The sequence below is a fragment of the Corynebacterium faecale genome, assembly GCF_030408735.1.
In the GTDB taxonomy this organism is placed as follows: Bacteria; Actinomycetota; Actinomycetes; order Mycobacteriales; family Mycobacteriaceae; genus Corynebacterium; species Corynebacterium faecale.
The window spans coordinates 26,781-53,482 of the sequence record NZ_CP047205.1; the positions used below are offsets into that span (position 1 = coordinate 26,781).

Here is a 26,702-nt window from a genome sequence, read left to right on the forward strand (position 1 = left end):
GGGCAGTAGGAAGATCGACGTGAAATAATCAGAGCCATGGGTATCTTCTCGGGTCGTCATTTCCCTCGTGACATCATTCTGTGGGCAGTGCGGTGGTACTGCCGCTACGGGGTGAGCTGACCTAAGATCTGGAGGAAATGATGACTTCAGCGGGGCGTGCCGGTCGATCACACCACGATCTACCGCTGGGTCCAGAAATACGCCCCTGAGCTGGACAAGCAAACACGGTGGTACCGGCAGGTACCTGACTGGCAGGCCAGGTCCTGGCGGGTGGACGAGACCTACATCCGGGTCGGCGGGAAGTGGTGTTACCTCTATCGCGCTATTACCGCTGGTGGAAACACCCTGGATTTTTATCTCTCGCCGAAGCGGAATGTAGCTGCAACCAAGCGTTTCCTGGCCAAGGCCCTCAGATCCAATGCGTCAGCCGGGTATCCCAGAGTGATCAACACCGACAAGGCACCCTCCCTGGCCAAAGCAATCGCCGAGCTCAAGGCAGAAGGTATCTGTCCACCGACAGTGGAACACCGGCAGGTGAAATACCTCAACAACATCCTGGAAGGCGACCACGGACGGCTGAAGCGGATCCTCGGGCCGAAAGGCGCGTTTAAGAACCGGACATCTGCATACCGGACTCTGAAAGGGATGGAGGCGATGCACTCATTGCGGAAAGGGCAAGGCACGATGTTTGCCTACGGGCAACCGAACCCGGACGCGGTGATCGTCAACCGTGTCTTCGAGACTGCCTGAGAACGCCGGCCCGCAGTGGCCATCAGGAAATGAGAAACTGAGTCTTCGCTGCTCTCCACCCAACTTTGCAACAGCACCGTTCCCCACATGTCCTGCCCTGATTGAAGATTCTGATCCTCGAGACCTCTTCAAGGGGGCAGTATTTCTTGATGAGCAGGACGTCGAAGGGTAGCCCATAGTTATGATGTTTTTAGGGTATACCCTAATTGAACCGCCTGTCAGCAAAGGCATTCTGGTCGACCGGTTTTTCGGGTAGGAGCCAATAGGACGGTCGAGACCCTTTCCAACATCATGCTGGTTTCAAGGTGTCTACCAAACGGGGGTCGGGCCCGTATTGCCCAAGAACAACTTGCTCGCCTATTAGGCATGCACCGCACCTACGTCAGCTCGGTGGAGGGTGGCGAAAGCAATATAAATGTGCTGAATTTGCTCTCTATTGCGAGAGCGTTAGGCGTAGGCAGCATTGTCACTGGATTAACCCGCGAACCCCGGATCAAGCTCTAACCCATTGAAGGGGTAATTCGTAGACTCTATGACGGTCCCCGGATGGTCGTACTAGACCCCCAATTGACGCTTATGCCAACTTTTAGGCAGGTGAAAGGGGGTAAATAACTATTTACAGGTTTACAGGTTCTGTAAACCTGTAAACCTGTTAGGATGAGCATGTACCCACTACAACCGCAGGGGAAACCATGATTATCAGTGCAGTCAACGCCAAAGGTGGCGTGGGGAAAACCACCACCACCATTTTCGTGGCCACCGAGTTAGCACGCCGTGGCCACCAGGTTCGAGTCATTGATCTTGACCGCCAGGGCAGTGCCCTGGACTGGGCGGAACGAGCAGAAGAAAACAGTGACCCGCTGCCCTTTGAGGTTGAGGTGTCTATCCCGCGCCAGCTGCCCCGGATCGCCGCCCGGATCGCAGATGATGAGGTTATCGTCATTGATGCCCCACCGGGTGATGAAGCAGCGATTGAAGCCGCCATTGAGGTCAGCGACTTCGTTATCCTGCCCACCCGTGCCACCGCTGCTGATCTCACCCGTGTGTGGGAGATTCGGGACGCGCTCGAGGACACCCTGCACGCGGTGTTGTTGACCTTTGTCCGCCGTGGCACCAGTGCCCCGGAAGTCACCCGCGAGATCCTCGACGCTGAGCAGTTACCGCGTTTTTCCGCTGAGATCCCACTGCGTGAGGATATGCACGCCGCCTATGGCTACACCCCGACCGAGATGCACGGCTATGACACCGTAACCACTGAGATGATGGAGCAGATGAAATGACCACCCGAGCACGCGTTGCCGACCAAGCCGGCCCACGCACAAAGACCACCGCGACCACTCCCGCGAAAAAGACCCCGGCGAAGAAAACCACGCGCAAAGCAGCGGTGAAAAAAGCCTTCCAGCAACCCAGCACCCGCGACTTCGTGAAGAAAATGACCGTGGAAATCGACCAGGATGCCCACGCCGAATTGAAAATGATCGCAGCAAGAGACGGGGTCACCATCCGGGACATCATCAGTGGTCTCATTGATGGATACATCAAAAAGCACAGGTAGGAGCAGGTAAACCTTTATGCAGGTTTACAGCACCAGTAAACCTGTAAAACTGTAAAGTAGTAAAAGAGTAAAAAGATATAAAACCGATCTGAGCAGTATCGACGTGTCACCCGTTGTGGTTGCATGAGGCGCTGATACAGTGCCCTAAAAGAACTTAAAAATGGTGAATGCCCACCAGCTGGACACTGATGGGCATTCCTTGTTTCGCTTAGCAACTAGCTACCAACTAGGTGTTAAGCGCTTTACACCGGTCTAGTCCACCGGGGAAAGCATGGCTATGAGTCTAGTCAATAGCACCGTGTCTGGCACAACTAGACACACCCAGACCACCGATCTCTACGGTGGCCTAGACGATACCCCTGCCAGCGGCCTCGACCGCGAGGCCCTCCTGACACACCTCGGCCGCAAGGTGCTGCACGGCAGCAGGGGCCGTGATTTCGCCAGCTCATACATCACCACCAATAACGGCACCCGAGCACCCAGAATGTACCGGGTGGACTCAGAAGCCCTGGGTAAATGCGAGTACGTGCAGCTGACCAACAAGCAATACGCCGCTGTCCTGGTGGTGGATATTGATCTTCCAGGTGATACCGGCGGACACCCAATCAACCTCAATGACCAGGTCAAGGAGAAGTTTTCCCAGCTCATCGCCCATTATCTCGGCCCGGCGTGGGTGGGGATCAACCCTGTGAACGGTAAATGCCAGGCCATTTGGCTCATTGATCCGGTCTATGCCGATGCCACCGGGCAATCTAAGGCGATGACGTTACTGGCAGCAGCAACCCATGACCTGGGACAATGGTTGGGACATGACAGCCATTTTTCCCATCGTTTCAGCCGGTCACCGTTTTATACCGGCGATTCCCCGACTGCGTATCGGTGGTATCGCCAGCATCACCGTGTCTACCGGTTGGGAGATCTTTTGTCAGGGGTGCGTGCCATGACCGGACAGGAGTCCTATGCCAAGCCTCGCCAGCAGTTTTCTAGTGGCCGTGAGCTGATCATGGCGGTTAAGGCTAGGCGTGAGGAGGCAGAACGCTTCAAAGCACTGTCGCAGGACGTGGAGGCAGAGTTAGCCGGCCAGCTTGATCAGTACGACCCGGAGCTCATCCAGGGTGTGCGGGTGTTGTGGATCCGTGAGGGCCGGGCCGCTCGTGATGAGACAGCGTTTCGCCATGCTCTAAAAACCGGTCACCGGTTGCGTCAATCTGGTCAGCGTATGACGGATGCGGCGATCATTGATGCTTACGAGCACGCCTATCACGTGGCCCAGGAGGTTGGTGCTGATGGGCGCAAACTTGAGTTGCCGCCGATGAAAGATCGCCAGACCATGGCCAGACGAGTGCGTGGGTATGTCACAACGTCTAAAGGCGAGGTGTACGGCAGCTCATCCACCGCAGGACGTGCAACGAGTGCTGAGCGTAAAGCCCTGGCCACGATGGGGCGTCGGGGCGGGAAGAAGGCCGCAGAACGCTGGGAAACAGATCCGAAGGGTGAATACGCCACTGACCTGCGGAAGAAACTCCAAGCAGCAAATCAGAAAAGAGAGTGGAAGGGGCAAGCCCTCGTATCGGAAGTGAGGGCCTCCATTCTTCGAAGTCGTATTGATACCGGTGCAGACCCGTCTACAAGAGAACTCGCAACTGAGTTCAACGTCTCTATTGCCCGAATAAAGCAGATACGAAAGGCGTTAGGAATGCAGGCTGCGCGTGGTCGCCCTAAAAGGATAACGCCATAAGCAATATACGGTTCCCCTGCCGGCAGGCAGGCGGGCTACCTATTTCCAAGTTTCTAGAGCTTCCTGTCTACGAATGATTGAGATGAGTCAAAACGCACCCCTCACCGGTAATGGCTTGGGCTAGCCCGGGTTTTTCACTGGAAGTAGCGGGACACCGGCTGAAGAAATGAAGAAAGTGACCCTTGACCAGGTAAATTGGTAGTTGCTTAGACTCCAGACACCCAGGTCGAAAGGATCACCTTCAGGGTGAATACTACCAGCTTCCATATCGGCACCCCCGCACCTTCCCAACTGTGTTCGAACGCCGGACTCATGCTACTGGCCACCACCGCTGATCAGGTCGGGGTGGCCGCTGCGATCGACACTGAACTCGGGGACCGGCAGAACCCGAACCTGGTCCACACCACCGGCCAAACCATGACCACTCTCGCCCTGGCACTTGCCCTCGGTGGGGACGACGCAAATGACGTGGACCTCCTGGATCCGCTGGTGGCCACCGGCCTGATCGACCAGGTGCCCTCAGACTCCACGGTGCATCGCCGCCACGCAGAACTCGCCGGCCTGGGTTCTGACGGCACCACGGCGATCCTGGCGGGGATGAAATCGGCCCGTCGAGCCGCCTGGGCCGCCTGCGGCACCCGCAACCCCGCAGCCCGGGCCACCACCGACAATCCACTGGTCATCGACCTGGACGCCACCGAAATCCTCTCCCACTCCGACAAAGAGCATGCCACCCCGACGTGGAAGAAACACTTCGGATTCCACCCCCTGGCAGCGATCATCGACCACGGCGACGGGCTGACCGGGGAACCCGCAGCCGTGCTCCTGCGCCCCGGCAACGCCGGATCCAACACCGCCGCCGACCACATCACCGTGCTGGACCAGGCGGTGAGTGCTCTGCCCGAGCACGCCGACGGACACGAGTGGGACACACGCCTGCAGGTGCGTACCGATGCCGCCGGTGGTTCCCAATCCTTTCTCAACCACCTCAACGACCAGGGCCTGGCCTATTCCATCGGGTTCCCGGTGACCTGGCAGATCGGGGAGATCGCCTCGACCCTGGGGGACCCCGTCAAGCAGGGCATCATCCGCCCCGACGGCACCGTCACCGACCCGGGTGACGGCTACGTTGCCGATATCACCTCCCGGATGCGGTCCTGGGCCGGGGAACCCCTGGGCCCCGACCTGGACAACTACCCCGACGATACGCGGATCATCATCCGGGTGGAACACCCCGCGTCCGGGGCGCAGCTTCGCATCACGGATGTCGATGGCCGCCGGGTTCAGGCCTTTGTCACCAACCGCCCCGGCCATGCCAACCGGCTCGACGTCCTGCACCGCGGCAGGGGCAGGTGCGAGCAACGGATCCGGGACCTGAAAGACTGCGGGTTGGGGAAACTCCCGCACGAGAGTTTCCGGATGAATCAGACGTGGTGTCATGTGGCGGTCCTGGCAATGAGCCTCGTCACCTGGGCGGGGTTGGTCACCGCTGCCGGCAGTACCGCGGCACAGCAACGGCGGTCGCGGTGGTGGGTATGGGAACCGAAGACGCTGCGGGCGAGGATGTTGTCGATCGCCGCGATCGTGGTGCGTCACGCAAGGCGGGTCAGCCTGCGCTTCGATCAGGCTGCGCCGCATCGGCAGCTCCTGGAACACGGCCTGGCCAGGATCAGACGGATCGTCTGATCCTGGCCACATCCAGCCGCACGCTTTCGTCACTGCAGCCCTGAAGTTCCCCTACGATCTCATACCGGACCCTGGTTTCCCGGCCCAGTACCCGCCGGGACTCCGCCGACCCTGCAGCCGGTCACCCCCGTGCTGAGGACTGGAGACAGGACCCGTGAAAAATCCGGGCTAGGGGTCTCTACACTGAGGGACGCCTCGATGCCGACTACTTTCTCGGCAGTGCAGGACCGATTCGTGAGTTACTCCGTGCTGGAATCGGGCACACCCTCGTGGACATCCGCAGCCTTGGTAGTGCATATGCGCCAAGCAGGTTTAAGCGAACTTACGCGGTTGATGGAGAAGACTTCGTGCCGTACCTCCGGCCTTACGACGTCTTTGAATATCTCCCACCTGAGGCAGACCGACTCTCAGTCACGCGCACCGCGAGGCTTGAGGATTACCTGATCCAAGAAGGCGACATCCTCCAGACCTGCTCTGGTCGGAATTTGGGCCCGGTAACCATCGCGGACTCTTATCTGACCCAATCCGCGCTCTCGCACGACATGATTAGAATTCGGGTAGAGGATCTATCGGACCGGTACTATCTTCTGGCCTTTCTACGTAGTCGCGCTGGACAGCATTTACTGGCTCTTCACGATTTAGAGTGCGTTGATCCGGGTGTGCAGCTGGCCGGAGTGGATCAGGGATCCGCAAGATGTAGTGGTTGAGGTTCCGGAAACCCAGGGCGATGCCGCGTAGGTGCTCGAGCCGGCCGTTGATCGCCTCGACCGGGCCGTTGGACGCCCCGATGTCGAAGTAGGCGAGCACATCTTCCCGCCGACGCCACAGGGTTCTCCCGAGTTGAGCCAGCTCCTCCAGACCTTTCGGCAAGCCTGTGCGCAGGGTGTTGATGATCCGGTCCATCAACTTCTTGCCCTCCGAGTTCTTCGGATGCCCGTACGCCTGGATCACGTCCTGTGAGAGCATCCACGTCACCTCCAGGGCCACGTAGTCGTCATCGGTGGCCCACAGCATGTCCAGTCGCTGTTTCTGCCGCTGGACCTGACCCCTGGGGGTGTCCCCCGTACCTCGCTCAGCTCGGCAGAGTCCCCGCCACTAGACTCGGGGCACATGACAACTCGACCGGATTCCCTCCGGCATTGGGAGTACTTCGTCGCCGTGGCCGAGGAGGGCAGCGTCACCGGTGCCGCGGAGCGGCTGGGGCTGACCCAGTCCCCCGTGTCCCAGGGGCTGAAACGTCTGGAGTCGAATCTCGGCCTCGACCTGATCCGCCGCTCCGCCACCGGTGCCACCCTCACCGAGGCGGGCCGGTCCCTGCTCCCGCAGGCCCGGATTCTGGTCCGGGACGCCACGGAACTGCAGAGCATGGCCCACGCCATCGCCGACGCCGGGGCCGAGGTCCGCGTGGGGCTGGCCCCCTCGGTGCCGCCGGGCATCGCCTTCGACCTCACCTCCGCGTTGCGGGACGTCGGCCGGGTCAGTGTGCACACGGCCGAGGTGTCGCAGCTGGTCACCCGGGTGGGCGAGGGCCGTCTGGACTGTGCCGTCATCGAGGACCCGGCGCCGACGGGTGAGTTGTCTCGCGGGCAGCTGCACGAGGTTCCCCGGCTGCTCGCCGGGCCCGCCGAAAAGCCCGCGACCTGGGCGGCGTTGCGGGGACACACCCTGCTGGACAACACCGCCGCCGTCAGCCCGGCGGCCGCCGGACGCCTGGCCGACGCCTTCTTCACCATCGGCTTGCACCCGGAGACCGAGCTGTGGCCGGACCGGACGGTCCTGGCCGCGCGGCTCGGTGCCGGAGGCGCGATGGTGCTGCTCACCCCCGATCAACTCGGGGGCCTGCCCGCGTTCCCGATGCCGGCGGCCTTCCACCTGCGGCTGCGGTGTGTGGTGCCGCCGCAACGGGGCGTCGCCGTCGGAAAGCGGGATCTGCGCGACGTCGTGGACCGTGCCCTGCGGCGCTCCCTCGGGCGTCTGGGGGAGACCGGATGACCAGGAGCCTGCGGGCCCGGATCGGCACCGAATTGGTCGCCGCGGGCTGTGACGGTTGGTGCTGGGCGCACCCGGTCGGCGAGGAGGCGGCCGGCGTCGGGGTCGGCGCCGACAGTCAGACCAGCATCTCGTCGATGTACAAGGTCCACCTCCTGGCCGCCTTCTGCCTGGCCGTGGACCGCGGGCTGCTGAATCCGCTCGACGCGGTGACGCTCAGCGCGGATGACGGCCCGGTCGGGACCCCGGGAGTGGGGCTGTTCGCCGACCCCGTGACGATGAGCCTGCGGGATCTGGTGCGTCAAATGGTGGTGCTCTCCGACAGCATCGCCGCCCGGGTGCTGCAGCGGCGTCTCCCGCCGGGCCTGGTCGGGGAGGTCGTCTCCCTGGCGAATCTCGAGGACACCACGATCGTCGCCCCGGGCACCACCGAGTCCGAACTCCCGGCCCTGCCCGAGGACGGCTCCGCGGCCAGCGAGGCGATCCGGCTGCTGGCCTCCTACCCCCGGGTCCGCCAGGATCCGGCCGCCTACCGCTCGGTGAGCACCCCACGCCAGCTGTGCCGCCTGCTGGACTGGATCTGGACGGGCCCGGATCTCACCGGGGTCTCCCGTGCCTTCACCCGGACCGTGCTCGGGCAGCAGGTGTGGGGCCACCGGATCCCCTCCGGCTTCCCCGCCGGGGGCGTGCGCTTCCACGGCAAGACCGGGACGATCGGCCCCGTGCGCGGCGAGGTTTCCGTGGTGGCCGTCGACGAGGAGGCACCCATCGTCGTCGCCGTGATCACCCGTTCAGCCCGCAGCGGCCCGAACCTCGCGGCCGCGGACGCCGCGATCGGCCGCATCGCCCGGTTACTCGTCGATGAACTGCGCATGTCGCGCTGAGATTCCCCACCGGAGAACACCCCGCCGAGCAGGCGGTATTCGTCTCCCGACTGGCCGGAAGTCGTGCGGGAACGTGGTCGCGGTGAGCCCGTGGGCCTAATCTCATCCGGCATGACCACCCGCACCACTGTCCGTGTCTCCGCCCTGCTCGCCGCTACGGCGCTCGCGCTCTCCTCCTGCACCGTGCCCTGGTTCCGGGACGCGGTGGACGAGTTCGTCGCCGCCTTCAACGCCGGTGACGACGCCGGTGCCGCCACACTCAGCGACGATCCCGCCCGGGCCGCAGCCGACCTGGAGCAGCTGCGCGCGGGCATCGGCGGGACCAGCGTGGAACTGGACGCCGGCGGCGAGGAGGACGGCGCCACCGAGATCACCGCCACCTGGACCGTCCCGAATGGCGATGAGTCCACCACCACCGGGACGATCACCCTCTCCGAACAGGACAGCGACCTCATCACCTGGGACAAGCGGATCTTCTCCACGGAGCTGAACGGGGACAGCCGCTTCCTCTACTCCGACGACAAGACCTTCACTCTGCCGGTGACCGACCGCAACGGCACCGACATCCTGTCCTGGACACCTGTCACCGTCGTCTCCGCGGGCCCGGAGCTGATCCCGCGGGCCGGGGAGATCGCCGCCGCCGTCCGCCCGGTCGTGCCGACCTCCACCGCCGAATCCGTCACCGCCCAGATCGAGTCCGGGGACGGCTCCCCGGTGGGGCTGTTCACCCTCCGAGAGCGGGACTTCGCCGTGATGGGGGACGCCCTGCGGGCGATCGAGGGACTGGACCTGCGGGAGGAGGGCCGCATGCTCGGCCCCACCCGGGACACCGCCTCCCCGGTGGACGGCGGCCTGCGCGACTACTGGTCGGAGAAGATCACGGCCGACGCCGGCTGGACCCTCCAGGCCACCTCCCCCACCGGCACGACCATCCTGGGGCAGGTGGAACCGGCGGAGAGCGAGCCCGTGCGCACCACGATGGACCTCGGGGTGCAGACGGCCGCGAAGCGGGCCCTGGAGCCGATCGAGCAGCCCGCGGCGATCGTCGCCCTCAGCGCCTCCACCGGCGGGGTCATCGCCGTCGCGCAGAACGACGCCGCCGACGCCCTCGGCCCCGTCTCGCTGAGCGGGCTGTACCCGCCCGGCTCCACCTTCAAGACGGTGACCACCGCCGCCGCCCTCGAACGCGGCACCGTGGTACCCGACTCCACCGTCGCCTGCCCCGCCACCGCGGAGATCGACGGCCGCGTCATCCCCAACGACGGCAACTTTGCCCTCGGGGACGTCTCCATGACGCAGGCCTTCGCCCAGTCCTGCAACACCACCCAGGGTTTCATCTCCCAGGATCTGGAGCCGGACGACATGAGGAACACGGCGGCGCGCCTCGGGCTGGGCGTGGACTTCACCGCGCCCGGCATGACCACGGTGACCGGCTCCGTCCCCGTCACCGAGCCCGGCGCGGCCCGGGTGGAGGCCGCCATCGGCCAGGGCGAGGTCCTCTCCTCCCCCTTCGGGCTGGCCGTCATGGAGGCCTCCCTGGGCAACAACGGCCGGATGGTGCTGCCGACCCTGATCCAGGGTGAGGAGACCACCGCCGACCAGGACCCCGAGCCGCTCGACCCGGCGACAGTGCGGGCCCTGCGCGCGATGATGGCGGAGACGGTGGACTCCGGGACCGCCGCCAGCCTGAGCGACATCGACGGTCTCGGCGGCAAGACCGGGACCGCGGAGGTCGGGGGCAACCGGCCCGCCCACGGCTGGTTCGCCGGCATCAAGGGTGACCTGGCGTTCTGCACCTTCGTCGCCGGGGCGGAGTCCTCGGGACCGGCGGTGGCGGCCACGGGCCGTTTCCTGCGCGATGACGCGATGTCGGAGTGGCGCTGAGCGAACCCCATCACCCGGGCCGACGCTCACGTCGATCCCCCAAAAGTGGTATTAGTGCAGGTCAGCCCCATTCAGGGGGGCGGAAGAGGACGTTCCGGACAAAAGTCCGCGATACCTCGGGTGGTCACGTCAACTTCTGGGTTGAAAATGAGGGGTCGTTCACTGTCGGTCAACATATTCGAGAAGGTAACCCGGTGTTTTCACGGGAAGCGGGCTGACACGTGGTGAAGATACAAGGAAAGTGACCCTTGACCAGGTAAATTAGTAGTTTCTCACACCGCTAATTGCCTGCTCGAAAGGATCACCTTCAGGGTGAAGACTACCAGCTTCTGCGTCGGTACCCCCGCTCCTGCTCAACTGTGCTCGAATGCCGGGCTCATGTTATTGGCCAGCACCGCCGATGCCGTCGGGGTGGCCGACGCGATTGACGCCGGCCTGGCCGAGTGGCAGAATCCGAACCTGCTGCACACCACCGGGAACACCATGACCTCGCTGGCCCTGGCACTGGCCTTGGGCGGGGATGATGCCAATGACGTCGACCTGCTGGGGCCATTGGTCGCGACCGGGTTGGTCGACCAGGTCCCGTCGGACTCTACAGTGCACCGCCGCCACAAAGAGCTCGCCGACCACGACGACGAAGACGATCGCGCCGGCACGACGGCGGTCCTGGCCGGCATGAAAACAGCCCGCCAGGCAGCGTGGGCCGCCTGCGGTGCCCAGAATCCTGCCGCCGCGGCCAGCGCCGATGCTCCGCTGGTTCTGGATCTGGACGCCACGGAAATCCTGTCCCACTCGGACAAAGAGAAAGCGGCCCCGACGTGGAAGAAGCACTACGGGTTCCACCCGCTGGCTGCGATCATCGACCACGGCGACGGGCTGACCGGTGAACCCGCAGCCGTCCTGCTGCGCCCAGGCAACGCCGGCTCGAACACGGCCTCCGACCACCAGGACGTCCTCGACCAGGCCTTGGCCGCGATCCCCAACCACGTCGATGGTCAGGAGTGGGGGAAGCGGATGCTGATACGCACGGATGCCGCCGGCGGATCCCAGGCCTTTCTGGGCCACCTCGATCACCAGGGCCTGGCGTATTCGGTGGGGTTGCCGGTGACCTGGCAAATCGGTGAGATCGCCTCCACGCTCGGCGAGGACATCAAACAAGGCATCATCCGCGCGGGCGGTACGGTCAGCGACACCACGGACGCGTACGTCGCGGACATCACCTCCCGGATGCACTCCTGGGCCGGGGAGCCACTGGGCATCAACCTCGACAAATACCCCACAGATATGCGGATTATCATCCGGGTCGAGCACCCCGCCCGGGGCGCGCAGCTACGCATCACCGATGTAGATGGTCGGCGTGTGCAGGCCTTTGTCACCAACTGTCCCGGGCACGCGAACCGACTCGACGCGCTCCACCGGGCCCGGGGCAGGTGTGAGCAACGCATCCGGGATCTGAAGGACTGCGGGCTGGGGAAACTGCCGCATGAGGCGTTCGGGATGAACCAGGCGTGGATCCACGCCGCGGTCCTGGCGATGAACCTGATCACCTGGTGCGGACTGATCATCGCCGCAGACAGTGCTGCCGCCGATCGGCGCCGCTCGCGGTGGTGGGTGTGGGAACCAAAGACCCTACGAGCCCGCATGCTATCGATCGCAGCGATCGTGGTTCGTCACGCCAGGCGCACCATCCTCCGGTTCGACAACGCCGCGGCCCACCGCGAGGTGCTCGAGCACGGACTCTCCCGACTCAGATCCATCGCCTGACTCTCGGTACAACCGCCGCACGCTTGCAGTCTTCGCAGTCCCTACCCGCATTTCGAGCCCAGGACATGGAACCTGGTTTCCCCGGCACCAGCACCCGCCGGAATCCCAGCGACCCCGACCTCAGCCACCCCCACCAAGCCGGCCACTCAAAAAGCCCGGTGAAAGAAAGGGGCTAGTAGCTCGACCTGTCTGGGGGATATCGGTGGGGTCAGTTGCTCCAGGAGGGCCGCGGCGATCAGTTCCAGATCACCGATCACCACATCGGTACTTGTTTGTAGCATCCACATATCTGGTTGGACTGCGCCGGCACACTAAAGGTTCCACCCGTTTTTTCTGGTTCTGGGGCAGAACGTGTGGTTCTCTTGGAGGACTCCTGAAGTAAAACCAGGCGGGTGTAAAATCCGAATATCATGAACCCACCTCGGCGGCTCTCAGTGCCACAGCAGAGGCAGCCGATCGATGAGCCGCCGAGATCCCCCTAACAGCACCTTTTGCCTCTTTACATTGCCGCCGGTAGCCCAGGTCTCCAAGTGAACGTAGACAATCCTTTTCTTGGCATCCTCGGAAAGCTTGTCGATATTGAGTGTCCAATTGACATGTTTGGATGGCTCGATAAAAACCCGCTCTGTAGGCCCTTCGAAACGGAGATACGGATCAGACACCACAAGCCGACCGTTACGGTTAGTGTCAATAACAGGCGGCGACACTTCACAGGCGATGCGGCCTCGGTTCTCTACCCTCACGATCATTTGATGCGCGGGTAAGTCCGAGCCTGTGTATCGCTCCCTATAGATCATCATCACAGGATACGGTCCACTCTGGCGATGAATTATCAGCATGAGTTTTTGATTCCGAGCGGCAACTCGATAAGTGATTATCGCTGTAACTAGGCTTCCAATGGCAGCGAGCGCCGCCCACTGCCCAGAAGTTAGCCACCACACGGTTTCGCTCATATTGAAATCTTCTCATAACCTACGGGCTTTTCATCTTTGTCGCAGCTTCGTGTATATCTATGAGATTCCCGCAAGAGCACGCCTTGTCCACTGGTTATTTCTGTTGGTGTGGTCAAATATGCGCACTTTTAGCTGGGGTGGAGTGGGTAGCGGTAGTGCATACGCGAAGATCTCTGAGTCAAAGGGCGAACATTGGGGGTATTTTACGAACCTTTGCCCCTGTTAGTCGTAGTGCTGGATAAGCTCAATTAATGACTTCTAGGGGTCGCCGCAGAAAACGGAAAAAATCGTACGGTAAGGGTGGGCTGAGTCCAGTGGTCACTGGAAGCCACACAGAGCCTGTCTGTAAGCGGGTCCACCACCGGACAAGCACGTTCCGGACCTGCATCAGGGTAAAGTTAGTCCCGCCACCGTCCCGTAAGACCTGTCCGGTGATTCGACCGGTGAAGGGACGTTATATGGAACACTAGACCGCATGGCTAACATACTGGTCGGCTACGCACGTGTATCCACGGAAGAGCAAGATCTCACTGTCCAGCGTGACGCACTGGATGCTCTTGGGGTTGAGTCGAAAAGAATCTATGTGGATCACGGATTTACCGGCCGAAACAAGAACCGGGCCGGACTCCGCGAAGCCCTGGCCGCTTGCCGGGCCGGGGATACCTTCGTCGTGACCAAGCTGGACCGCCTGGCCCGTTCTGTGCGGGACGCCCACGAAATAGCAGACGACCTCGCCAGCCGTGAAATCAAACTCAACATCGGTGGTTCCGTCCACGACCCCACCGACCCAATGGGCAAACTGCTGTTCAACGTGCTGGCGATGATCGCTGAGTTCGAAGCAGACCTCATCAGCATGCGCACCCGCGAAGGAATGAAGATTGCCAAGGCCAAGGGCCGACTCCGCGGAAAACAACCAAAGCTCTCCGTCAAACAGGAAACCCATCTTGTCAAACTCCACACCGCTGGCGAGCACACCATGAGCGAGCTGGCCGAACTGTTCTCCGTCGGCCGATCCACTGTCTACCGGGCCATTGAACGCGCCGAGCGCAAGAAGATCGATGCAATCACACCCTGACCTGTATAGGGCCACCTTCGAAAGCTGACATCCGGTCACAGCATCCCCGATTCTCCTTTTTTCATTTGTTATCGAGAGGAACACCAATGCCGCGTCGTTCGATCTGGTCTGCGGCTGAGCGCGAAAGTCTGCTCGCGCTGCCCGCTGATGAGGATGAGTTGATCCGGCAGTACGCGTTCAGCGAATCCGATCTGGCAATGATCCGCCAGAGACGCGGTGACACGAACCGTTTGGGCGTTGCTGCGCAGTTGAGTTTGTTGCGTTTCCCCGGCCAAGGTCTATCGGCTGAGGCCGATGTCCCCGCAGTGTTGTTGGATTGGATCGGACGGCAACTCGGCATCGATCCGACCTGCTGGCCGGAGTATGCCGCACGGGAAGAAACCCGCCGTGAGCATCTGCTTGAGCTTCGTACATACCTTGGCTTGGGGCCTTTCGGTCTCACCGATTACAGGAAGGCCTTGCAGTCAGCCACGGAATTGGCCTTACAGTCCGACAAGGGCATCGTGCTGGCCGGTAGCGTGCTCGAGGCCCTACGCCGACAACGCATCGTGATTCCGTCCTTGGACGTCATCGAACGTATCTGCGCCGAAGCCATCACGCAGGCCAACCGCCGCATCTACGCAGTCTTGACGGATTCCCTGACCACCGAGCACCGACGACGGTTGGACTCTCTGCTCAAACGCCGGGAAGACAGTAAGTCCACCCGGCTTTCCTGGCTGCGCCAGTCGCCGGTCAGACCGAACTCACGGCACATGCTCGAACACCTCCAGCGTCTGAAAGCCTGGCTGGAGCTGGAGCTGCCTGCCGGCATTGAACGCCAGGTTCACCAGAACCGCCTGCTCAAGATCGCCCGCGAGGGAGGGCAGATGACGCCGTCAGATCTGGCCAAGTTCGAGCCACAACGCCGTTATGCGACGTTGGTGGCTGTGGCCACGGAGAGCACGGCTACCGTCATCGATGAAGTCATCGACCTGCACGACCGCATCATCGGCAAGATCTTTAATACAGCCAGACACCGGCACCAGCAACAATTTCAGGCCTCCGGAAAGGCGATCAACGACAAGGTCCGCCTCTATGGGCGCATTGGCAAAGCACTGCTGGACGCCAAGGAAAGCGGTATAGACCCCTACACCGCGATCGAGAAGGTTATTTCTTGGGAGGCCTTTACGGCCAGCGTTGGCGAGGCACAGACACTCGCCCGCCCTGGGGATTTTGATTTCCTGCACCACATCAGCGAAAGCTACACAACGGTGCGCCGCTACGCTCCGGAATTCTTGGCCGTGCTCAAATTCAGGGCAGCCCCTGCCGCCAAGGATGTGCTCGAGGCCATCGAGGTACTGCGGACTATGAACAAGGACAATACCCGCAAGGTGCCGGCGGATGCGCCGACCAGATTCATCAAACCTCGTTGGGCAAAACTGGTCGTCACCGATGAAGGAATTGACCGGCGGTACTACGAGCTATGCGCGCTGTCGGAGCTGAAGAACGCGCTGCGTTCCGGTGATGTCTGGGTACAGGGATCACGCCAATTCAAAGATTTCGAGGAGTACCTCGTTCCGGCAGGAACGTTCACCGAGCTGAAGGCCACCGGCGCCTTGCCAGTGGCGATAGACACCGATTGCGATCAGTACCTGCACAACCGACTTTCACTGCTGGAGCAGCAATTGGCAGTGGTTGACGGTTTGGCTGGGAGCGGCGGTCTACCCGATGCCATCATCACCGCTTCCGGGTTGAAGATCACCCCGCTCGATGCTGCCACCCCCGATGCGGCGCAGACACTGATCGAACTGACAGCGGCACAGCTGCCGCGGGTGAAGATCACTGACATGCTCATGGAGGTGGATGAATGGACCGGGTTCACCCGCCACTTCACCCACTTGAAGACCGGTGACACGGCGAAGGATAAGAAACTCCTGCTGACTGCGATCCTGGCTGATGGAATTAACCTCGGGCTGACCAAGATGGCCGAATCCTGCCCCGGAACCACCTATGCCAAACTGTCCTGGCTGCAGGCCTGGCACATCCGGGACGAAACTTACTCCACCGCACTGGCCGAACTGGTCAATGCCCAATCCCGCCAATCCCTCGCCGGACATTGGGGCGACGGTACCACCTCGTCCTCAGACGGCCAGCGCTTCAAGGCCGGCGGCAGGGCCCAAAGTACTGGCCATGTAAATCCCAAATACGGCACGGAACCGGGGCGGATGTTCTACACCCACATCTCGGATCAGTACTCGCCCTTCAGCGCCAAGGTCGTCAACGTCGGCGTCCGCGACTCGACCTATGTCCTTGACGGTCTGCTCTACCATGAGGCAGATCTGCGCATCGAGGAACACTACACGGACACGAACGGGTTCACCGACCACGTGTTTGGCCTGATGCATCTGCTTGGCTTCCGCTTCGCTCCACGCATCCGCGACCTAGGCGAGACCAGGCTATATATCCCCGCATCGAATACCGCCTACGGTGCACTGAACCCCCTGATCGGTGGCACCCTCAATACCAAGGCGATCCGAACCCATTGGGATGAGATTCTGCGGTTGTCCACGTCCATCAAACAAGGCACGGTGACCGCCTCTCTGATGCTGCGCAAGCTTGGCAGCTACCCACGCCAAAACGGCCTTGCGGTCGCCCTGCGCGAACTGGGACGGATCGAACGAACTCTATTCATCTTGGACTGGCTCCAAAGCGTCGAACTCCGCCGCCGCGTCAACGCCGGACTAAACAAAGGAGAAGCACGCAACGCCCTCGCCAGGGCTGTGTTCTTTAACCGCCTCGGCGAAATCCGGGACCGTGGATTCGAGCAACAGCGCTACCGCGCCAGTGGACTGAACCTCCTCACAGCCGCCATTGTGCTCTGGAACACCGTCTACCTCGAACGAGCCACAAACGCAGTCGCCAGCCACGATCCGGAATTCGACGACGCGCTCCTGCAATATCTCTCACCACTGGGTTGGGAACACATCAACCTCACCGGTGACTACACCTGGCGCAACAACGCCAAACTGGGAACAGGCAAATTCAGGCGCTTGCGCCCCGCCAAGCGTCCTTAGCGTACGATATATTCCGTTTTCTGCGGCGGCCCCGAGTTCTCCCACTCACCAAGAGCGGCGCGCGTGGTACGCAGCCGCGCAAGATGGCTGTCATGGTCAGCCTCACCCCTGCCGATGAAATCGACGTTGAGGTGCGGGAAATCGCGCGAAAAACAGAGCATGCCCGCATCGAGGGAATTTACATTGACCAGCTCGCCAGGGCGGCGCTGGCCATCGACTATGACGGCCCCACGGCGCTAAACCCGCGCTACTGGCACTAACCGAATAGTACTATTACCGTTGCTTTTTAATAGCGGTGATAGTACTATTAGAGTTATAATAAACATCGAAAGGGAATCATGAGCGACAAGAAGAAATTGCCTATGGCCTGGCCGCATATGGTTGTATCCCTACTCTGCGCCGGCGTGGCCGCAGGTGCAATCGTTGCCCTCTGGCTCGGGCGGATGGAGCGCGGGGAAACGTTTGCTGTCATGGTTTACTGCTTCATCATTTCTGGCATAGAATTCTGGGCTTTCAACAAGATTGCGGATCGCCGCCAGGCTGAAATCGCAGATCGCCTCTATCGGGACGACGAGTCCATGCCATAGACGCAACCCATACCGCGAGGCGTCTAAATCTTGGCCATATAGTACTATTACCGTTGCATTTCGGTAGCGGTGATAGTACTATTAGAGTTAGAGGAAATCACCCGGAGCACTAACCAGGAGGCGAGTCGCATGGTCACCGTGTACACCACCGGGCCAGACTGCATTCGATGCAAGATGACCAAGGGCGTCATGACCAAGAAGGGCCTCGAATTCGTCGAGGTGGACATTCGGCAGAACGCCGCAGCTCGCGAGTACGTCACCGAGGAGCTGGGTTACTCCGAGGCCCCGGTGTGCGTCGTGGAGGACGGTACGGGCGAGGACCATTGGTCCGGCTTCCGCCCCGATAACATCAGCCGGCTGGTCACCCTGACCAGGAGTGGAGAGTGATCCAGGGCACTTGACCCGGGGTAACTCTGATAGTACTATTAGAGTTAGAAAGAATGGAAGGAGCTGAGTTATGAAGCAGCAGATCATCACCCCCTACGACACGGGGGAGCGGCTGGAGCCGAAGGCCTGGCATGTGCAGCCCCGGAACCTCCCAAGCGAGGAGGAGGCCGAGCGCTATGGGCGCGTGGACTTCGACGACGACGAGGGGCGTACGGTTCTCACGGCCCACGTCGAGCGGACACCGATCGGCTACGCCGTGCGCATCGAGAATGTCGCGGAACCCGTTACCGTGACGATCGCGGCAGCAGAGTAACCACCAAGCGGCCCTGATAGTACTATTACCGTTAGGGTCGCTCCGAAAGGAGAAGCAATGCAGACCATCACCGTTCACCGCCTGGCGGACCTGCGCGTCGGGGGACCGCATCTTGAGCCATGGGGGCCGCGCGTACCGCACGCCGCTGCGCGTGACCAACAGCCTGGGACCCATTGAATTCGGCTCGCCCGTCCGGGGCGTGCTGGTCGAAAACCCCAATCCATCCAGCGGCATCGAGTGGGTCCTGTACCTCTCGCAGATGGACGGGCGTCCGATGGAAGTCGAGCGCTACTAGCCCTTGCCAATCAAATAACCCTGATAGTACTATTAGAGTTACACAATGAAGGAAAAAATCATGAGCCACATCACCCAAACCGGCAACCTGGCCGCCACCCCCGAACTGCGCCAAGGGGAGCGCGGCGCATACACCTATGCCCGCGTCATCGTCACCGACAGGCTGCGCCAGGAGGACGGCAGTTACGCCGACGGCTCAGCCATCGCCTACGACGTCGCCGTAAGTGGTGACCAGGCAACGAACCTTGTCGCCGCCGCGCAGGAGTCCGGCAACATCCGCGTGATGTTCTCGGGGCGCTATCGCGTCACCGAATACAAAGGCCAACAGAGAACCCGGATCAAGCACGAAGTGAACGCCGACGAGGTGGCCGTCAGCTTGCGCGGCCAGACAGTCACCGCAACCCGCAACAGCCGCAGCAGCGACTAGGGCAGACTGACGCCTAACCCGTCAGGGGTGCGCGGCTGGCAAGCTTCGCACCCCTGACAGTACTATTAGCACTATTGGAGGTAATACAGTGACCGCTCAAATTTTCGCCCTCTGCAATCAGAAGGGCGGCGTCGGTAAATCGACGACCACCTTCCACCTGGCACGTTCCGGAGTGCTCCGAGGCCTACGGGTGCTCGTGGTCGACAACGACCCCCAGGGCAACCTCACCGCCGTAGCTGCCGCAGAACCAGTAAGCGAGGACCAGGCCGGACTAGCCGACGCGCTCAGCTCCCGCGCATCCGAGACCGTGCGCGACGTCATCGTGCCCGGCATTTGGCCCGGCCTCGACGTCGTACCCACCTCCGGCGTCACGCTTGGCACGGTGCGCGATGAACTGGTGATTGCCGGGGCAGGCCGCGAGGGCCGCCTCAGGGAAGCCCTGGCCACCGTGGCGGAGGACTACGACCTAATCCTGATCGACTGCGCCCCAAGCCTGGACCAGCTCACCATCAACGGGCTGACCGCAGCCCACGGGGTCCTAGTTGTCACGCACTCGAAACAATGGAGCCTCAGCGGCCTGTCCCAGCTCCTTGACACCATCGAGAGCGTGCGCGGCTACTACAACCCGTCGTTGACGGTGGCGGGCGTGCTCGTCAACCAGCACGAGGAACGAACCGTCAGCGGTCAAACGTGGCTCGATGAGCTGCACACGGCAGCAGAAGCCCGCGGCCTGCGCGTGTTGACCCCACCGATCCCCAAGCGCGTCGTTATCGCAGACGCCACCGAGGCCGCGCGCGGCCTCGACGAATGGGGGAGCGCCGAAGCGACCACGCTGGCCACCCTCTACAGCAAACATCTGGCCACCATCGAAGGAGTCAAGCCATGACCCGCCCCACCCCGCGCAAATCATCCCTTGCCGGTTCAAGCCCCGTCACCCCACCTCAACCAGCTGCACAGGCAGACCCAGTGCCCGCGGCCAGCGTGCCGGCCGCCCCAGCTACCGCAACGCGGGCAGTGGCGCCGAAGCCGGCCGACGGCAAAAAGAAGTACCCACATAAAGTCTCGTTTTACCAAGACCCCGAGGACACCGCCCGAGTGCGCGGTGCCATCCTTTACACGATGACCACCGAGGGAAACCGCAACCTGTCCCAGTTCGTCAACCGCGCCGTGATGGCCGAGGTTGAGCGCCTGGAAGCCAAATACAACAACGGCGAGCCCTTCCCATCGGTGGGAGCCCGCGAGATGCCCCAGGGCGGCGCGGCGGCCGCAGGGTCCGAGGACTAGGCCATGCGGGCGCACGCGGCCGCCGCAGTGGCCTTGGCTGCCCTGCTAGCCGGATGCGCTTCGACGCCTGAGGAACCCGCGACCGCCCTCGTCGCCCTCGGCCCGGCCCTGGAATTCCAGGTAGAGCATGCCCGCACTGCCGACGAGCAGCGCACGGGCCTCGCTGGCCGGTCCGAGCTGTCGGAGGATCAAGGCATGCTGTTTTCATTCGCCAGCCAATCAGAACGCCAAGTATGGATGGCCGGAATGAAATTCCCGCTCGACGTCGCCTGGATCGCGGATCACCGCGTGATCGCTGTACAGACCCTTGAACCCTGTACCGAGGTCGAACAAGATCGCTGTCCGCGCTGGACGTCTCCCAACGACGTCGACGCGCTGTTAGAAGTCCGGGCGGGTGCCCTCGCAGGCATCGACGCCGGAACCGTCGTGACCATCCGAGAGGAAACCCCGTGAGTGCCACCGACCCCGCACTGACCCCAGCGCAGCCCGACACCAGGCCCGACTACATCGCCCAAGCCATTGCCGCACTCACCGCCGCAGCGCGCACGACACGCACCATCGGTGCGGGAACCGATAACGAGCACACCGAACCGGCCGACTTTGGAGAGATCGCCTGTCACGTCATCACGAGCGTGGCGGCCAACCTCGGAGGCGTTGATACGCTGCTGGCCGGTCGCCCCGGCTCCTGGGAAGCCGACTACGTCCGGCAGATCGTCCACAGCACCACCCCCGAGGACGAGCTGTTGACCTGGCGGACCGAGCCGGTGCGCATGCACCTCGATATTGAGGGCGTGTTCTACGACTTCGGTCTGGAACAACTGTGGGACGAAGAATCAGGACAGGCTATCAAGCACGAACAGGACGACAGTCTCACCGAGGAACAGGTGGCCCGCGCTGACGCCATCGCCGCGAGTATCGACCGGCTCTGGAAGCAGGATCAGGCCGCGTACCGTGAGGCCTATCTGGCCTCGATCCGCCATGAGCTGACCAGGCGCGGGCTCACCGTCGAGGTGGAAGCCATCGACGAGCCCGCCGACACTCTCACCTGGGAGCCGTTCGCCGACGAGCTGCACGAGCTCGCCCGAAAAAACACGCCCTTGCCGATGACCGGAGAAGTCCCGGACTGGACCGAGGGCACCCCGGCCGACGCGCTGCGCCGGGCCGGTCTGACCTACACCGCCCGCGCGCAGGACGCCATCTAAGCGCGCTGCAACAGAAAGCTGCGAGGAAGGAAATAATGAACGATCCCGAAGCTGTCGATGATCTGATCACCGATCTTCCAGAATGGGCGACGACCGAAGAAATCGCCGATCTAATGCGTGTTAAGCCGCAAACCGTTCTGAAATGGAACAAGGAATATGGGCTTAAGGCCGTTTCGATCGGTGCTAGGGTGCGGCGCTACCGGAAGAAGGATGTCAGGGACTTTTTGCTCACCAGTGACGACAACGACGAATAGCCTCAGGCTGCTTTCACGGTCAGTAGCTCACGCCAGTGCGTGGTGTACCGCGGACTCATCATCTCCCGCCGCATCTCCCACGCCGGCCCCTGCTGTAGTCCAGCCCGACCTAAACCGATGGACTTCACACCGTGTTCAGAACGAATCTGCTGAATCAACGGGCCAATCTGTTTCGCCTCATGGGGTGGCTTGTGAAAAAGTAGAATATCCGACGCTAAGGTTTTGTCGAGCGCCGTAGTGGCCTGTATTTGCCTGGTTTGATCTTGTTGGTAACCCGGAAGAGATCCGGGCTGCACGCCAAGCCTTCGAACGCTCATGGGGGCGCTGGAACTTCGTCCGCACGCTCGCCAGCGTCGTGGCGCTCGGCTGCCTTGTCATCGCGGAGATTTCAATATAGTCAGACGCCTCCAGGTCGAGGGCTGTCATGCCGGTGTGTAGTCAGGCAGGTCAATGTCGGACGCTTTGCTGAACTGTTTCTCCATGAAGCCTCGCATAGGCCAGCGTGTTGCCCACGACATCGACGCCTGCATGAACCGGATCGCAAGAGCCGTCATCGGCGCATATCCGCCAGGCCCGCCCGCAAGCTGCTGCGCACCCTCGACATACGGGCGAACGAGGCGATCGTACGCCGCGAACGCAGCGGCATGGTCGCTTCCGTCTCCGAGTTCTCCGGCGAGCACATAGGCGCCCACCAGCGCGACGCTGGTGCCGAGCCCGCTGAGCGGGGTCGGACAGGCGGCTGCATCCCCGATCAGGGCAATGCGGCCATTCCACCAGCGAGACAGTTGAACCTTCCCCATCTCATCGAACGAGAAATCCGATGCCGAGCGCGCGGCCTCGAGCAGCCGCGGAACATGCCATCCGACACCACCGAACCGATCTTCCAGGAGTGCGATCTGGGAGGCGCGGTCGCGTCGGTCGTGGCCGACCCTCTCTCCGGGGCGGGTACGAAAGCTCAGCGCTGCTTTGGACTCACTTGGCTGGCTCCCGGGCCTGATCGAGGCCACGAGTCCGCCGGTGTGGTTGTACAACTGATACCAGTTGTCGAGTTCTTCGAACGCCGGAGCGGTGAACCATGCCGTGTACAGCCCGAGCGGATGGACGAAGTCCTCTTCCCGCCCAAAAGCGGCCGTCCGAACTGCCGAATGTAAGCCGTCGGCGCCGATGACGAAATCGAAACGCTGTGGGCGTGCGCCACGGAACGTGACATTCACGTAGTTCGAACTCTGCGCGAGCTCGGTGATGGTGTCGTTGAAGATCCACTCGATACCGTCACCGAGCTGTTGGTAGAGCAGGTCGACGAGATCGCCGCGGAGGATCTCGATCTCCGAGATGAATCCTTCTCCGCCGAACGCATCCGTCGGCATGGCGGCGCGTGTCTGGCCGTGTGCGTCGACCCAGGACATGCCCGCCTGCTCGAGGCCGATCGCACGCGCCCCATTGAGCAGCCCCATACGGTCGATGACTGTGCGTCCGGCGCCGCGCAGGTCGACGGCTTGACCGCCGGGCCGTGGGCTGGGAGCGATCTCGACGATCGTGACGGAGAATCCGTGCCTTCGAAGCCAGTAGGCGCATGCCAGTCCTGCGATGCTTGCGCCAGAGATGAGTACTCGTCGTTCATTCATATTCATGACGCCAAACCTAAGGAAGGCCTGAGATGGTGAGCAAGCTCGTACTAGTACAGCGATGCTGAGACCTGCTCCACTGTGACGGAATGGCAAGGTTCTCATCGCTTGCCAACGCTGGTGTTCTAGTACAGGATGGCAAGGGTGGGAACGTCATCTGCGGAGATCGCTGCCGAGCTGCGGGCGCAGATATTTGCTGGAGAATTGCGGCCCGGGGAGATGCTTCCTTCTGCCAGGGAGATCACTGGTACGTGGAATGTCGCAATTGCAACGGCCAGTCGTGTGCACGCACTACTGCGATCCGAGGGACTGGCGACACCGGTGCCCGGTGTCGGAACGGTCGTCGCGACAACGGCACCAGGGGCAAGGGGTGGGCGCAGCTCACGAGACGCACCCCAGCACCCACAACGGCGGCAGCATGTGCAGCGTCCGGTGCCGGAAGCAGATGATGCCGTTGCGGAACGCATCGTAACTGCCGCTGTTTCCATCGCCGATGTCGAGGGTATTGACTCGCTTTCGATGCGGAGGGTCGCGAATGTGGTCCATATGGGGTCGGCCACGCTATATCGGTTCTACCCGAGCCAGGAACATCTGCTTTTCGCGATGATGGATCGTGCGCTTCGCGATTGGTCTGCGGGTGATGAAGTCGGGACCTGGCGTGAAGATCTGATCCGCGGACATCGAGAGCTGTGGCGAGTGTTCCGACGGCATCCGTGGCTTGCTCCGCAGCTTTCCGTCACACGCCCGCAATTAGTGCCCGCAGCACTCGTCTTCGCAGAGTGGGTGATTCGAACACTCACTCGGGCGGGTATCAGTGCCGAAGAAGCGATGGAGACGCACATTCTGCTCTTCACGCAGGCGCGAGGCACGGCAATTTTGCTCGAGCCCGAAACAGAGGCAGAATCTATCACCGGTGTCGATGCAGATACCTGGATCGATGAGCGTATCGACAAACTCGAGCAACTCAGTTCGAATGAGAACCACGCCGCGCTGAAATCCTTGATCGGCTCGGGTTATGCCCTCGATCTTGATCGTGCCTATGAGCGCGGTCTGGCGCTTATGGTGGACGGGATCTTTTCCCGTCTCGCGCGAACCCGCTGAGCGTCGAATGAGGTCACGATTCGCTCGAGGTCAATGACGCTGTGCGGGAGTGAGAGAATCCGTCGATCAGTGCTGTCAGGCCGAAATCGAATTCCCGGTCGCGTTCAGGAACGCTCGCATTGCCGACCTCTGCGGTTTGCTCCTCCAGTACGACACCGACGGTGTATCGGCTGACCGCGATGAGCATGCTGATGGCTGTCTGTTCATCGAATCCCTGAGACACGAGAAGCCCGACTTGCTGACCGGAAGCCTCAGCTCCTTCGTCGGTGTCGTCGCCGGATGGTCTGCGGTGGTGCTCAGCGTGGAGACGCGCACCGTCACGGACCGCGTGTAGTGCGTGGCGGAAACTTCTTGCGTTTCGCAAGAGAAATGCGTCCCATTTCTCGTCGGACTCGGGGAAGGAAGCGTGATGCTCTCGGTCAAGCACGTCGCTCGCCAGCGCTGCGAGGAGTTCGGCCTTCGTGCGGAAGTGCCAGTAGAGGCCGGGCTGCTGTACCTGTAAGTGAGCCGCCAGCGCGCGAGTGGTGAAGCCATCGAGCCCAGTCTCGTCGAGCACCTGCCGGGCCCCGAGCAACACGGACGTGCGGTCGAGACGCTTCCGGTGGTGAGTCATAGTTGCACTTTATCATCGATAACTTTATCTTAGATAAAGTGACTGCTCGCTACTCTCATCTGACTGCTCGCTACTCTCATCGTGGAATCCTGACAGCCGTGCTCATCACGGCGACCCTCGATGCTGCAGGGCTGGGCCTCGTGATGCCGATCTTGCCTACCCTTCTCGACCAGGTCGGTGCCCCCGACGACATGATCCCACTGCACGTCGGACTACTGACAGCGCTCTATGCGATCATGCAGTTTCTTTGCGCCCCGATCCTTGGCCGACTCTCTGACCGTTTCGGACGCCGCCGCGTGCTTGTCGCCTCCCTCGCAGGCGCGACGATCGACTACCTCGTGCTCGCACTGACGGACACGCTGTGGGTCTTTTACCTCGCCCGCGCGGTTGCAGGCATTACCGGCGCCACGAACGCCGTCACCGCGACGGTGATCGCCGACATTACTCCGCCGGATCAGCGCGCAAAACGCTACGGGTGGCTCGGCGCATGCTACGGCGGTGGCATGATCGCGGGTCCCGCCATTGGCGGTCTTTTCGGCGGGGTCTCACCGCATCTGCCATTCCTCGTCGCCGCCGCGCTCGCCGGAATCACCCTCGTACTCAGCGCGAGTCTTCTGCGTGAGACGCGGCCACCGGGCAGCAACGGCTCGCACGCACAGCAACCCGGTACGGCGAAGCGAACCGCAGTGCCGGGGATGCTTATCCTTCTCGCAGTCTTCGGCATCGTGCAGTTCATCGGCCAAGCACCAGGCTCCACCTGGGTGCTCTTCACGCAGCAGCGCCTCGACTGGAACCCCGTCGAAGTCGGCGTTTCGCTATCCATCTTCGGAATGGTGCAAGTATTCGTGCAGGCGGCACTGACCGGACGCATCGTGTCCCGGATCGGCGAGACCCGGGCGATCCTCGTCGGTATCGCCGCAGACGCCATTGGGCTCATCGGCCTTGCCCTCATCGCCAGCACATGGGCGATGCTACCGATCCTCGCAGCGCTCGGACTCGGCAGCATCACGTTGCCCGCACTGCAGACGCTGCTCTCGAGACGCGCGCCCGAGCAGCAGCAGGGACGCCTGCAGGGAACACTTGCAAGCCTGAACAGCCTCACCTCGATCATCGGCCCGGTCACCTTCACCGGCATTTTCGCACTCACCCGAACGAATGCAGACGGCACCCTCTGGATCTGCGCCGCAGCGCTCTACGTTCTCTGCGCCCTCCTGATGATCCGTGAGACATGCGCCTCACGGCGATCTCGATAACCGCGCTAAGGTGCCATCCCGATGCGACGGG

At 62.0% G+C, this 26,702-nt stretch carries 28 protein-coding genes and 4 pseudogenes; 26 read left to right on the top strand and 6 right to left on the bottom strand.

Annotated features, from left to right (window positions below):
- The first annotated feature begins 36 nt into the window (after positions 1–36).
- From CFAEC_RS13600 to CFAEC_RS13625, 6 genes and pseudogenes are all read left to right on the top strand, one after another.
- Positions 37–750 (top strand): annotated as a pseudogene (locus tag CFAEC_RS13600) (IS6 family transposase).
- A gap of 366 nt (positions 751–1,116) precedes the next feature.
- A complete protein-coding gene (locus tag CFAEC_RS14340; protein ID WP_435384292.1) occupies positions 1,117–1,254 on the top strand; it encodes a hypothetical protein in 138 nt (45 codons plus the stop codon).
- Positions 1,255–1,442: 188 nt separating this feature from the next.
- Positions 1,443–2,030 (top strand): ParA family protein, encoded by a 588-nt coding sequence (locus CFAEC_RS13610; RefSeq protein ID WP_290280126.1) that lies wholly within the window; start codon positions 1,443–1,445, stop codon positions 2,028–2,030.
- Complete coding sequence (locus tag CFAEC_RS13615) at positions 2,027–2,305, top strand: plasmid partition protein ParG (protein ID WP_290280128.1); 279 nt, start codon at positions 2,027–2,029, stop codon at positions 2,303–2,305. The genes CFAEC_RS13610 and CFAEC_RS13615 overlap by 4 nt, the downstream gene beginning before the upstream one ends.
- A gap of 298 nt (positions 2,306–2,603) precedes the next feature.
- Positions 2,604–4,043: a replication initiation protein gene (locus tag CFAEC_RS13620; protein WP_290280130.1), complete on the top strand. Its 1,440-nt coding sequence runs from the start codon at positions 2,604–2,606 to the stop codon at positions 4,041–4,043.
- A gap of 246 nt (positions 4,044–4,289) precedes the next feature.
- Entirely contained in the window at positions 4,290–5,729 is a 1,440-nt protein-coding gene (locus CFAEC_RS13625; protein ID WP_290280132.1) for an IS1380 family transposase, read from the top strand.
- Between the two features lie 638 nt (positions 5,730–6,367).
- Here CFAEC_RS13625 and CFAEC_RS13630 read toward each other — a convergent pair.
- A pseudogene (locus CFAEC_RS13630) lies at positions 6,368–6,764 on the bottom strand (transposase); the annotation flags it as partial.
- A 75-nt stretch (positions 6,765–6,839) separates the two neighbouring features.
- On the opposite strand from CFAEC_RS13630, the gene CFAEC_RS13635 reads away from it, so the two are divergent.
- The 4 genes from CFAEC_RS13635 to CFAEC_RS13650 all read left to right on the top strand — a co-directional run bounded on the left by CFAEC_RS13635 (position 6,840) and on the right by CFAEC_RS13650 (position 12,250).
- Complete coding sequence (locus tag CFAEC_RS13635; protein WP_085548382.1) at positions 6,840–7,721, top strand: LysR family transcriptional regulator; 882 nt, start codon at positions 6,840–6,842, stop codon at positions 7,719–7,721.
- Positions 7,718–8,602 (top strand): serine hydrolase, encoded by an 885-nt coding sequence (locus CFAEC_RS13640; RefSeq protein ID WP_085548381.1) that lies wholly within the window; start codon positions 7,718–7,720, stop codon positions 8,600–8,602. Before CFAEC_RS13635 ends, CFAEC_RS13640 begins: the two co-directional genes overlap by 4 nt.
- A 111-nt stretch (positions 8,603–8,713) precedes the next feature.
- Complete coding sequence (locus CFAEC_RS13645) at positions 8,714–10,486, top strand: penicillin-binding transpeptidase domain-containing protein (RefSeq protein WP_085548380.1); 1,773 nt, start codon at positions 8,714–8,716, stop codon at positions 10,484–10,486.
- A gap of 312 nt (positions 10,487–10,798) precedes the next feature.
- Positions 10,799–12,250 carry an IS1380 family transposase gene (locus CFAEC_RS13650; RefSeq protein ID WP_240309077.1) on the top strand — a complete coding sequence of 484 codons (1,452 nt, stop codon included), beginning with the start codon at positions 10,799–10,801 and terminating at the stop codon, positions 12,248–12,250.
- Between the two features lie 431 nt (positions 12,251–12,681).
- Here the strand turns inward: CFAEC_RS13650 and CFAEC_RS13655 are convergent, their stop codons facing one another.
- Positions 12,682–13,203 carry a hypothetical protein gene (locus tag CFAEC_RS13655; RefSeq protein ID WP_290280142.1) on the bottom strand — a complete coding sequence of 174 codons (522 nt, stop codon included), beginning with the start codon at positions 13,201–13,203 and terminating at the stop codon, positions 12,682–12,684.
- A 475-nt stretch (positions 13,204–13,678) separates the two neighbouring features.
- On the opposite strand from CFAEC_RS13655, the gene CFAEC_RS13660 reads away from it, so the two are divergent.
- The 13 genes from CFAEC_RS13660 (at position 13,679) to CFAEC_RS13720 (ending at position 22,079) form a co-directional block, all read left to right on the top strand.
- The gene (locus CFAEC_RS13660) at positions 13,679–14,278 is read left to right on the top strand and encodes a recombinase family protein (RefSeq protein ID WP_010889959.1); all 600 of its coding nucleotides are present in this window, start codon (positions 13,679–13,681) and stop codon (positions 14,276–14,278) included.
- 86 nt (positions 14,279–14,364) lie between these two features.
- The gene (locus tag CFAEC_RS13665; protein ID WP_010889958.1) at positions 14,365–17,331 is read left to right on the top strand and encodes a Tn3 family transposase; all 2,967 of its coding nucleotides are present in this window, start codon (positions 14,365–14,367) and stop codon (positions 17,329–17,331) included.
- Positions 17,332–17,423: 92 nt separating this feature from the next.
- A complete protein-coding gene (locus tag CFAEC_RS13670) occupies positions 17,424–17,591 on the top strand; it encodes a hypothetical protein (protein ID WP_290280145.1) in 168 nt (55 codons plus the stop codon).
- Positions 17,592–17,669: 78 nt separating this feature from the next.
- Positions 17,670–17,918, top strand: a complete 249-nt coding sequence (locus tag CFAEC_RS13675) for a hypothetical protein (protein WP_010889957.1) — start codon at positions 17,670–17,672, stop codon at positions 17,916–17,918.
- A gap of 129 nt (positions 17,919–18,047) precedes the next feature.
- Entirely contained in the window at positions 18,048–18,305 is a 258-nt protein-coding gene (locus CFAEC_RS13680; RefSeq protein WP_010889956.1) for a glutaredoxin family protein, read from the top strand.
- 70 nt (positions 18,306–18,375) lie between these two features.
- The gene (locus tag CFAEC_RS13685) at positions 18,376–18,618 is read left to right on the top strand and encodes a hypothetical protein (protein ID WP_194687792.1); all 243 of its coding nucleotides are present in this window, start codon (positions 18,376–18,378) and stop codon (positions 18,616–18,618) included.
- 151 nt (positions 18,619–18,769) lie between these two features.
- Positions 18,770–18,913, top strand: coding sequence for a hypothetical protein (locus CFAEC_RS13690; protein ID WP_290280179.1), 144 nt, complete (start codon positions 18,770–18,772; stop codon positions 18,911–18,913).
- 60 nt (positions 18,914–18,973) lie between these two features.
- The gene (locus CFAEC_RS13695; protein ID WP_010889973.1) at positions 18,974–19,339 is read left to right on the top strand and encodes a single-stranded DNA-binding protein; all 366 of its coding nucleotides are present in this window, start codon (positions 18,974–18,976) and stop codon (positions 19,337–19,339) included.
- A gap of 88 nt (positions 19,340–19,427) precedes the next feature.
- The gene (locus tag CFAEC_RS13700) at positions 19,428–20,225 is read left to right on the top strand and encodes a ParA family protein (protein ID WP_010889972.1); all 798 of its coding nucleotides are present in this window, start codon (positions 19,428–19,430) and stop codon (positions 20,223–20,225) included.
- On the top strand, positions 20,222–20,623 hold the full coding sequence (locus tag CFAEC_RS14295; RefSeq protein WP_010889971.1) for a ParB family protein: 402 nt from the start codon (positions 20,222–20,224) through the stop codon (positions 20,621–20,623). Before CFAEC_RS13700 ends, CFAEC_RS14295 begins: the two co-directional genes overlap by 4 nt.
- Before the next feature lie 3 nt (positions 20,624–20,626).
- Positions 20,627–21,076 carry a DUF192 domain-containing protein gene (locus tag CFAEC_RS13710; RefSeq protein WP_010889970.1) on the top strand — a complete coding sequence of 150 codons (450 nt, stop codon included), beginning with the start codon at positions 20,627–20,629 and terminating at the stop codon, positions 21,074–21,076.
- Complete coding sequence (locus CFAEC_RS13715) at positions 21,073–21,825, top strand: hypothetical protein (RefSeq protein WP_010889969.1); 753 nt, start codon at positions 21,073–21,075, stop codon at positions 21,823–21,825. Before CFAEC_RS13710 ends, CFAEC_RS13715 begins: the two co-directional genes overlap by 4 nt.
- Before the next feature lie 35 nt (positions 21,826–21,860).
- Positions 21,861–22,079 (top strand): helix-turn-helix domain-containing protein, encoded by a 219-nt coding sequence (locus tag CFAEC_RS13720; protein WP_013347362.1) that lies wholly within the window; start codon positions 21,861–21,863, stop codon positions 22,077–22,079.
- A gap of 2 nt (positions 22,080–22,081) precedes the next feature.
- Here CFAEC_RS13720 and CFAEC_RS13725 read toward each other — a convergent pair whose 3' ends face one another.
- Both CFAEC_RS13725 and CFAEC_RS13730 read right to left on the bottom strand, forming a co-directional pair.
- On the bottom strand, positions 22,082–22,396 hold the full coding sequence (locus CFAEC_RS13725; protein WP_194687794.1) for a DUF4113 domain-containing protein: 315 nt from the start codon (positions 22,394–22,396) through the stop codon (positions 22,082–22,084).
- Positions 22,397–22,501: 105 nt separating this feature from the next.
- Positions 22,502–23,710: an FAD-dependent monooxygenase gene (locus tag CFAEC_RS13730; RefSeq protein WP_010889968.1), complete on the bottom strand. Its 1,209-nt coding sequence runs from the start codon at positions 23,708–23,710 to the stop codon at positions 22,502–22,504.
- Positions 23,711–23,839: 129 nt separating this feature from the next.
- On the opposite strand from CFAEC_RS13730, the pseudogene CFAEC_RS14300 reads away from it, so the two are divergent.
- Positions 23,840–24,037: pseudogene (locus CFAEC_RS14300) on the top strand (GntR family transcriptional regulator); the annotation flags it as partial.
- Positions 24,038–24,136: 99 nt separating this feature from the next.
- Positions 24,137–24,805, top strand: coding sequence for a TetR/AcrR family transcriptional regulator (locus CFAEC_RS13735; RefSeq protein ID WP_235362322.1), 669 nt, complete (start codon positions 24,137–24,139; stop codon positions 24,803–24,805).
- Positions 24,806–24,818: 13 nt separating this feature from the next.
- On the opposite strand, the gene CFAEC_RS14345 is transcribed toward CFAEC_RS13735, so the two are convergent.
- Positions 24,819–25,169, bottom strand: a complete 351-nt coding sequence (locus CFAEC_RS14345; RefSeq protein ID WP_435384293.1) for a TetR/AcrR family transcriptional regulator C-terminal domain-containing protein — start codon at positions 25,167–25,169, stop codon at positions 24,819–24,821.
- A gap of 132 nt (positions 25,170–25,301) precedes the next feature.
- Positions 25,302–25,418 (bottom strand): annotated as a pseudogene (locus tag CFAEC_RS14350) (hypothetical protein); the annotation flags it as partial.
- A gap of 59 nt (positions 25,419–25,477) precedes the next feature.
- Between CFAEC_RS14350 and tet(Z) the strand changes: the two are divergent.
- Complete coding sequence (gene tet(Z), locus CFAEC_RS13745; protein WP_114950139.1) at positions 25,478–26,671, top strand: tetracycline efflux MFS transporter Tet(Z); 1,194 nt, start codon at positions 25,478–25,480, stop codon at positions 26,669–26,671.
- Positions 26,672–26,702: the final 31 nt, after the last annotated feature.

What these genes read in the sequence shown, in the direction of transcription:
- CFAEC_RS13645 (WP_085548380.1), top strand. Translation starts at nt 8,714, where the DNA reads ATGACCACCCGCACCACTGTCCGTGTCTCCGCCCTGCTCGCCGCTACG.
- CFAEC_RS13720 (WP_013347362.1), top strand. Translation starts at nt 21,861, where the DNA reads ATGAACGATCCCGAAGCTGTCGATGATCTGATCACCGATCTTCCAGAA.
- CFAEC_RS13640 (WP_085548381.1), top strand. Translation starts at nt 7,718, where the DNA reads ATGACCAGGAGCCTGCGGGCCCGGATCGGCACCGAATTGGTCGCCGCG.
- CFAEC_RS13610 (WP_290280126.1), top strand. Translation starts at nt 1,443, where the DNA reads ATGATTATCAGTGCAGTCAACGCCAAAGGTGGCGTGGGGAAAACCACC.
- CFAEC_RS13615 (WP_290280128.1), top strand. Translation starts at nt 2,027, where the DNA reads ATGACCACCCGAGCACGCGTTGCCGACCAAGCCGGCCCACGCACAAAG.
- CFAEC_RS13725 (WP_194687794.1), bottom strand. Translation starts at nt 22,396, where the DNA reads ATGAGCGTTCGAAGGCTTGGCGTGCAGCCCGGATCTCTTCCGGGTTAC.
- CFAEC_RS13730 (WP_010889968.1), bottom strand. Translation starts at nt 23,710, where the DNA reads ATGAATATGAATGAACGACGAGTACTCATCTCTGGCGCAAGCATCGCA.
- CFAEC_RS13680 (WP_010889956.1), top strand. Translation starts at nt 18,048, where the DNA reads ATGGTCACCGTGTACACCACCGGGCCAGACTGCATTCGATGCAAGATG.
- CFAEC_RS13665 (WP_010889958.1), top strand. Translation starts at nt 14,365, where the DNA reads ATGCCGCGTCGTTCGATCTGGTCTGCGGCTGAGCGCGAAAGTCTGCTC.
- CFAEC_RS13660 (WP_010889959.1), top strand. Translation starts at nt 13,679, where the DNA reads ATGGCTAACATACTGGTCGGCTACGCACGTGTATCCACGGAAGAGCAA.
- CFAEC_RS13685 (WP_194687792.1), top strand. Translation starts at nt 18,376, where the DNA reads ATGAAGCAGCAGATCATCACCCCCTACGACACGGGGGAGCGGCTGGAG.
- CFAEC_RS14295 (WP_010889971.1), top strand. Translation starts at nt 20,222, where the DNA reads ATGACCCGCCCCACCCCGCGCAAATCATCCCTTGCCGGTTCAAGCCCC.
- CFAEC_RS13695 (WP_010889973.1), top strand. Translation starts at nt 18,974, where the DNA reads ATGAGCCACATCACCCAAACCGGCAACCTGGCCGCCACCCCCGAACTG.
- CFAEC_RS13675 (WP_010889957.1), top strand. Translation starts at nt 17,670, where the DNA reads ATGAGCGACAAGAAGAAATTGCCTATGGCCTGGCCGCATATGGTTGTA.
- CFAEC_RS13635 (WP_085548382.1), top strand. Translation starts at nt 6,840, where the DNA reads ATGACAACTCGACCGGATTCCCTCCGGCATTGGGAGTACTTCGTCGCC.
- CFAEC_RS13655 (WP_290280142.1), bottom strand. Translation starts at nt 13,203, where the DNA reads ATGAGCGAAACCGTGTGGTGGCTAACTTCTGGGCAGTGGGCGGCGCTC.
- CFAEC_RS13670 (WP_290280145.1), top strand. Translation starts at nt 17,424, where the DNA reads ATGGTCAGCCTCACCCCTGCCGATGAAATCGACGTTGAGGTGCGGGAA.
- CFAEC_RS13710 (WP_010889970.1), top strand. Translation starts at nt 20,627, where the DNA reads ATGCGGGCGCACGCGGCCGCCGCAGTGGCCTTGGCTGCCCTGCTAGCC.
- CFAEC_RS14340 (WP_435384292.1), top strand. Translation starts at nt 1,117, where the DNA reads ATGCACCGCACCTACGTCAGCTCGGTGGAGGGTGGCGAAAGCAATATA.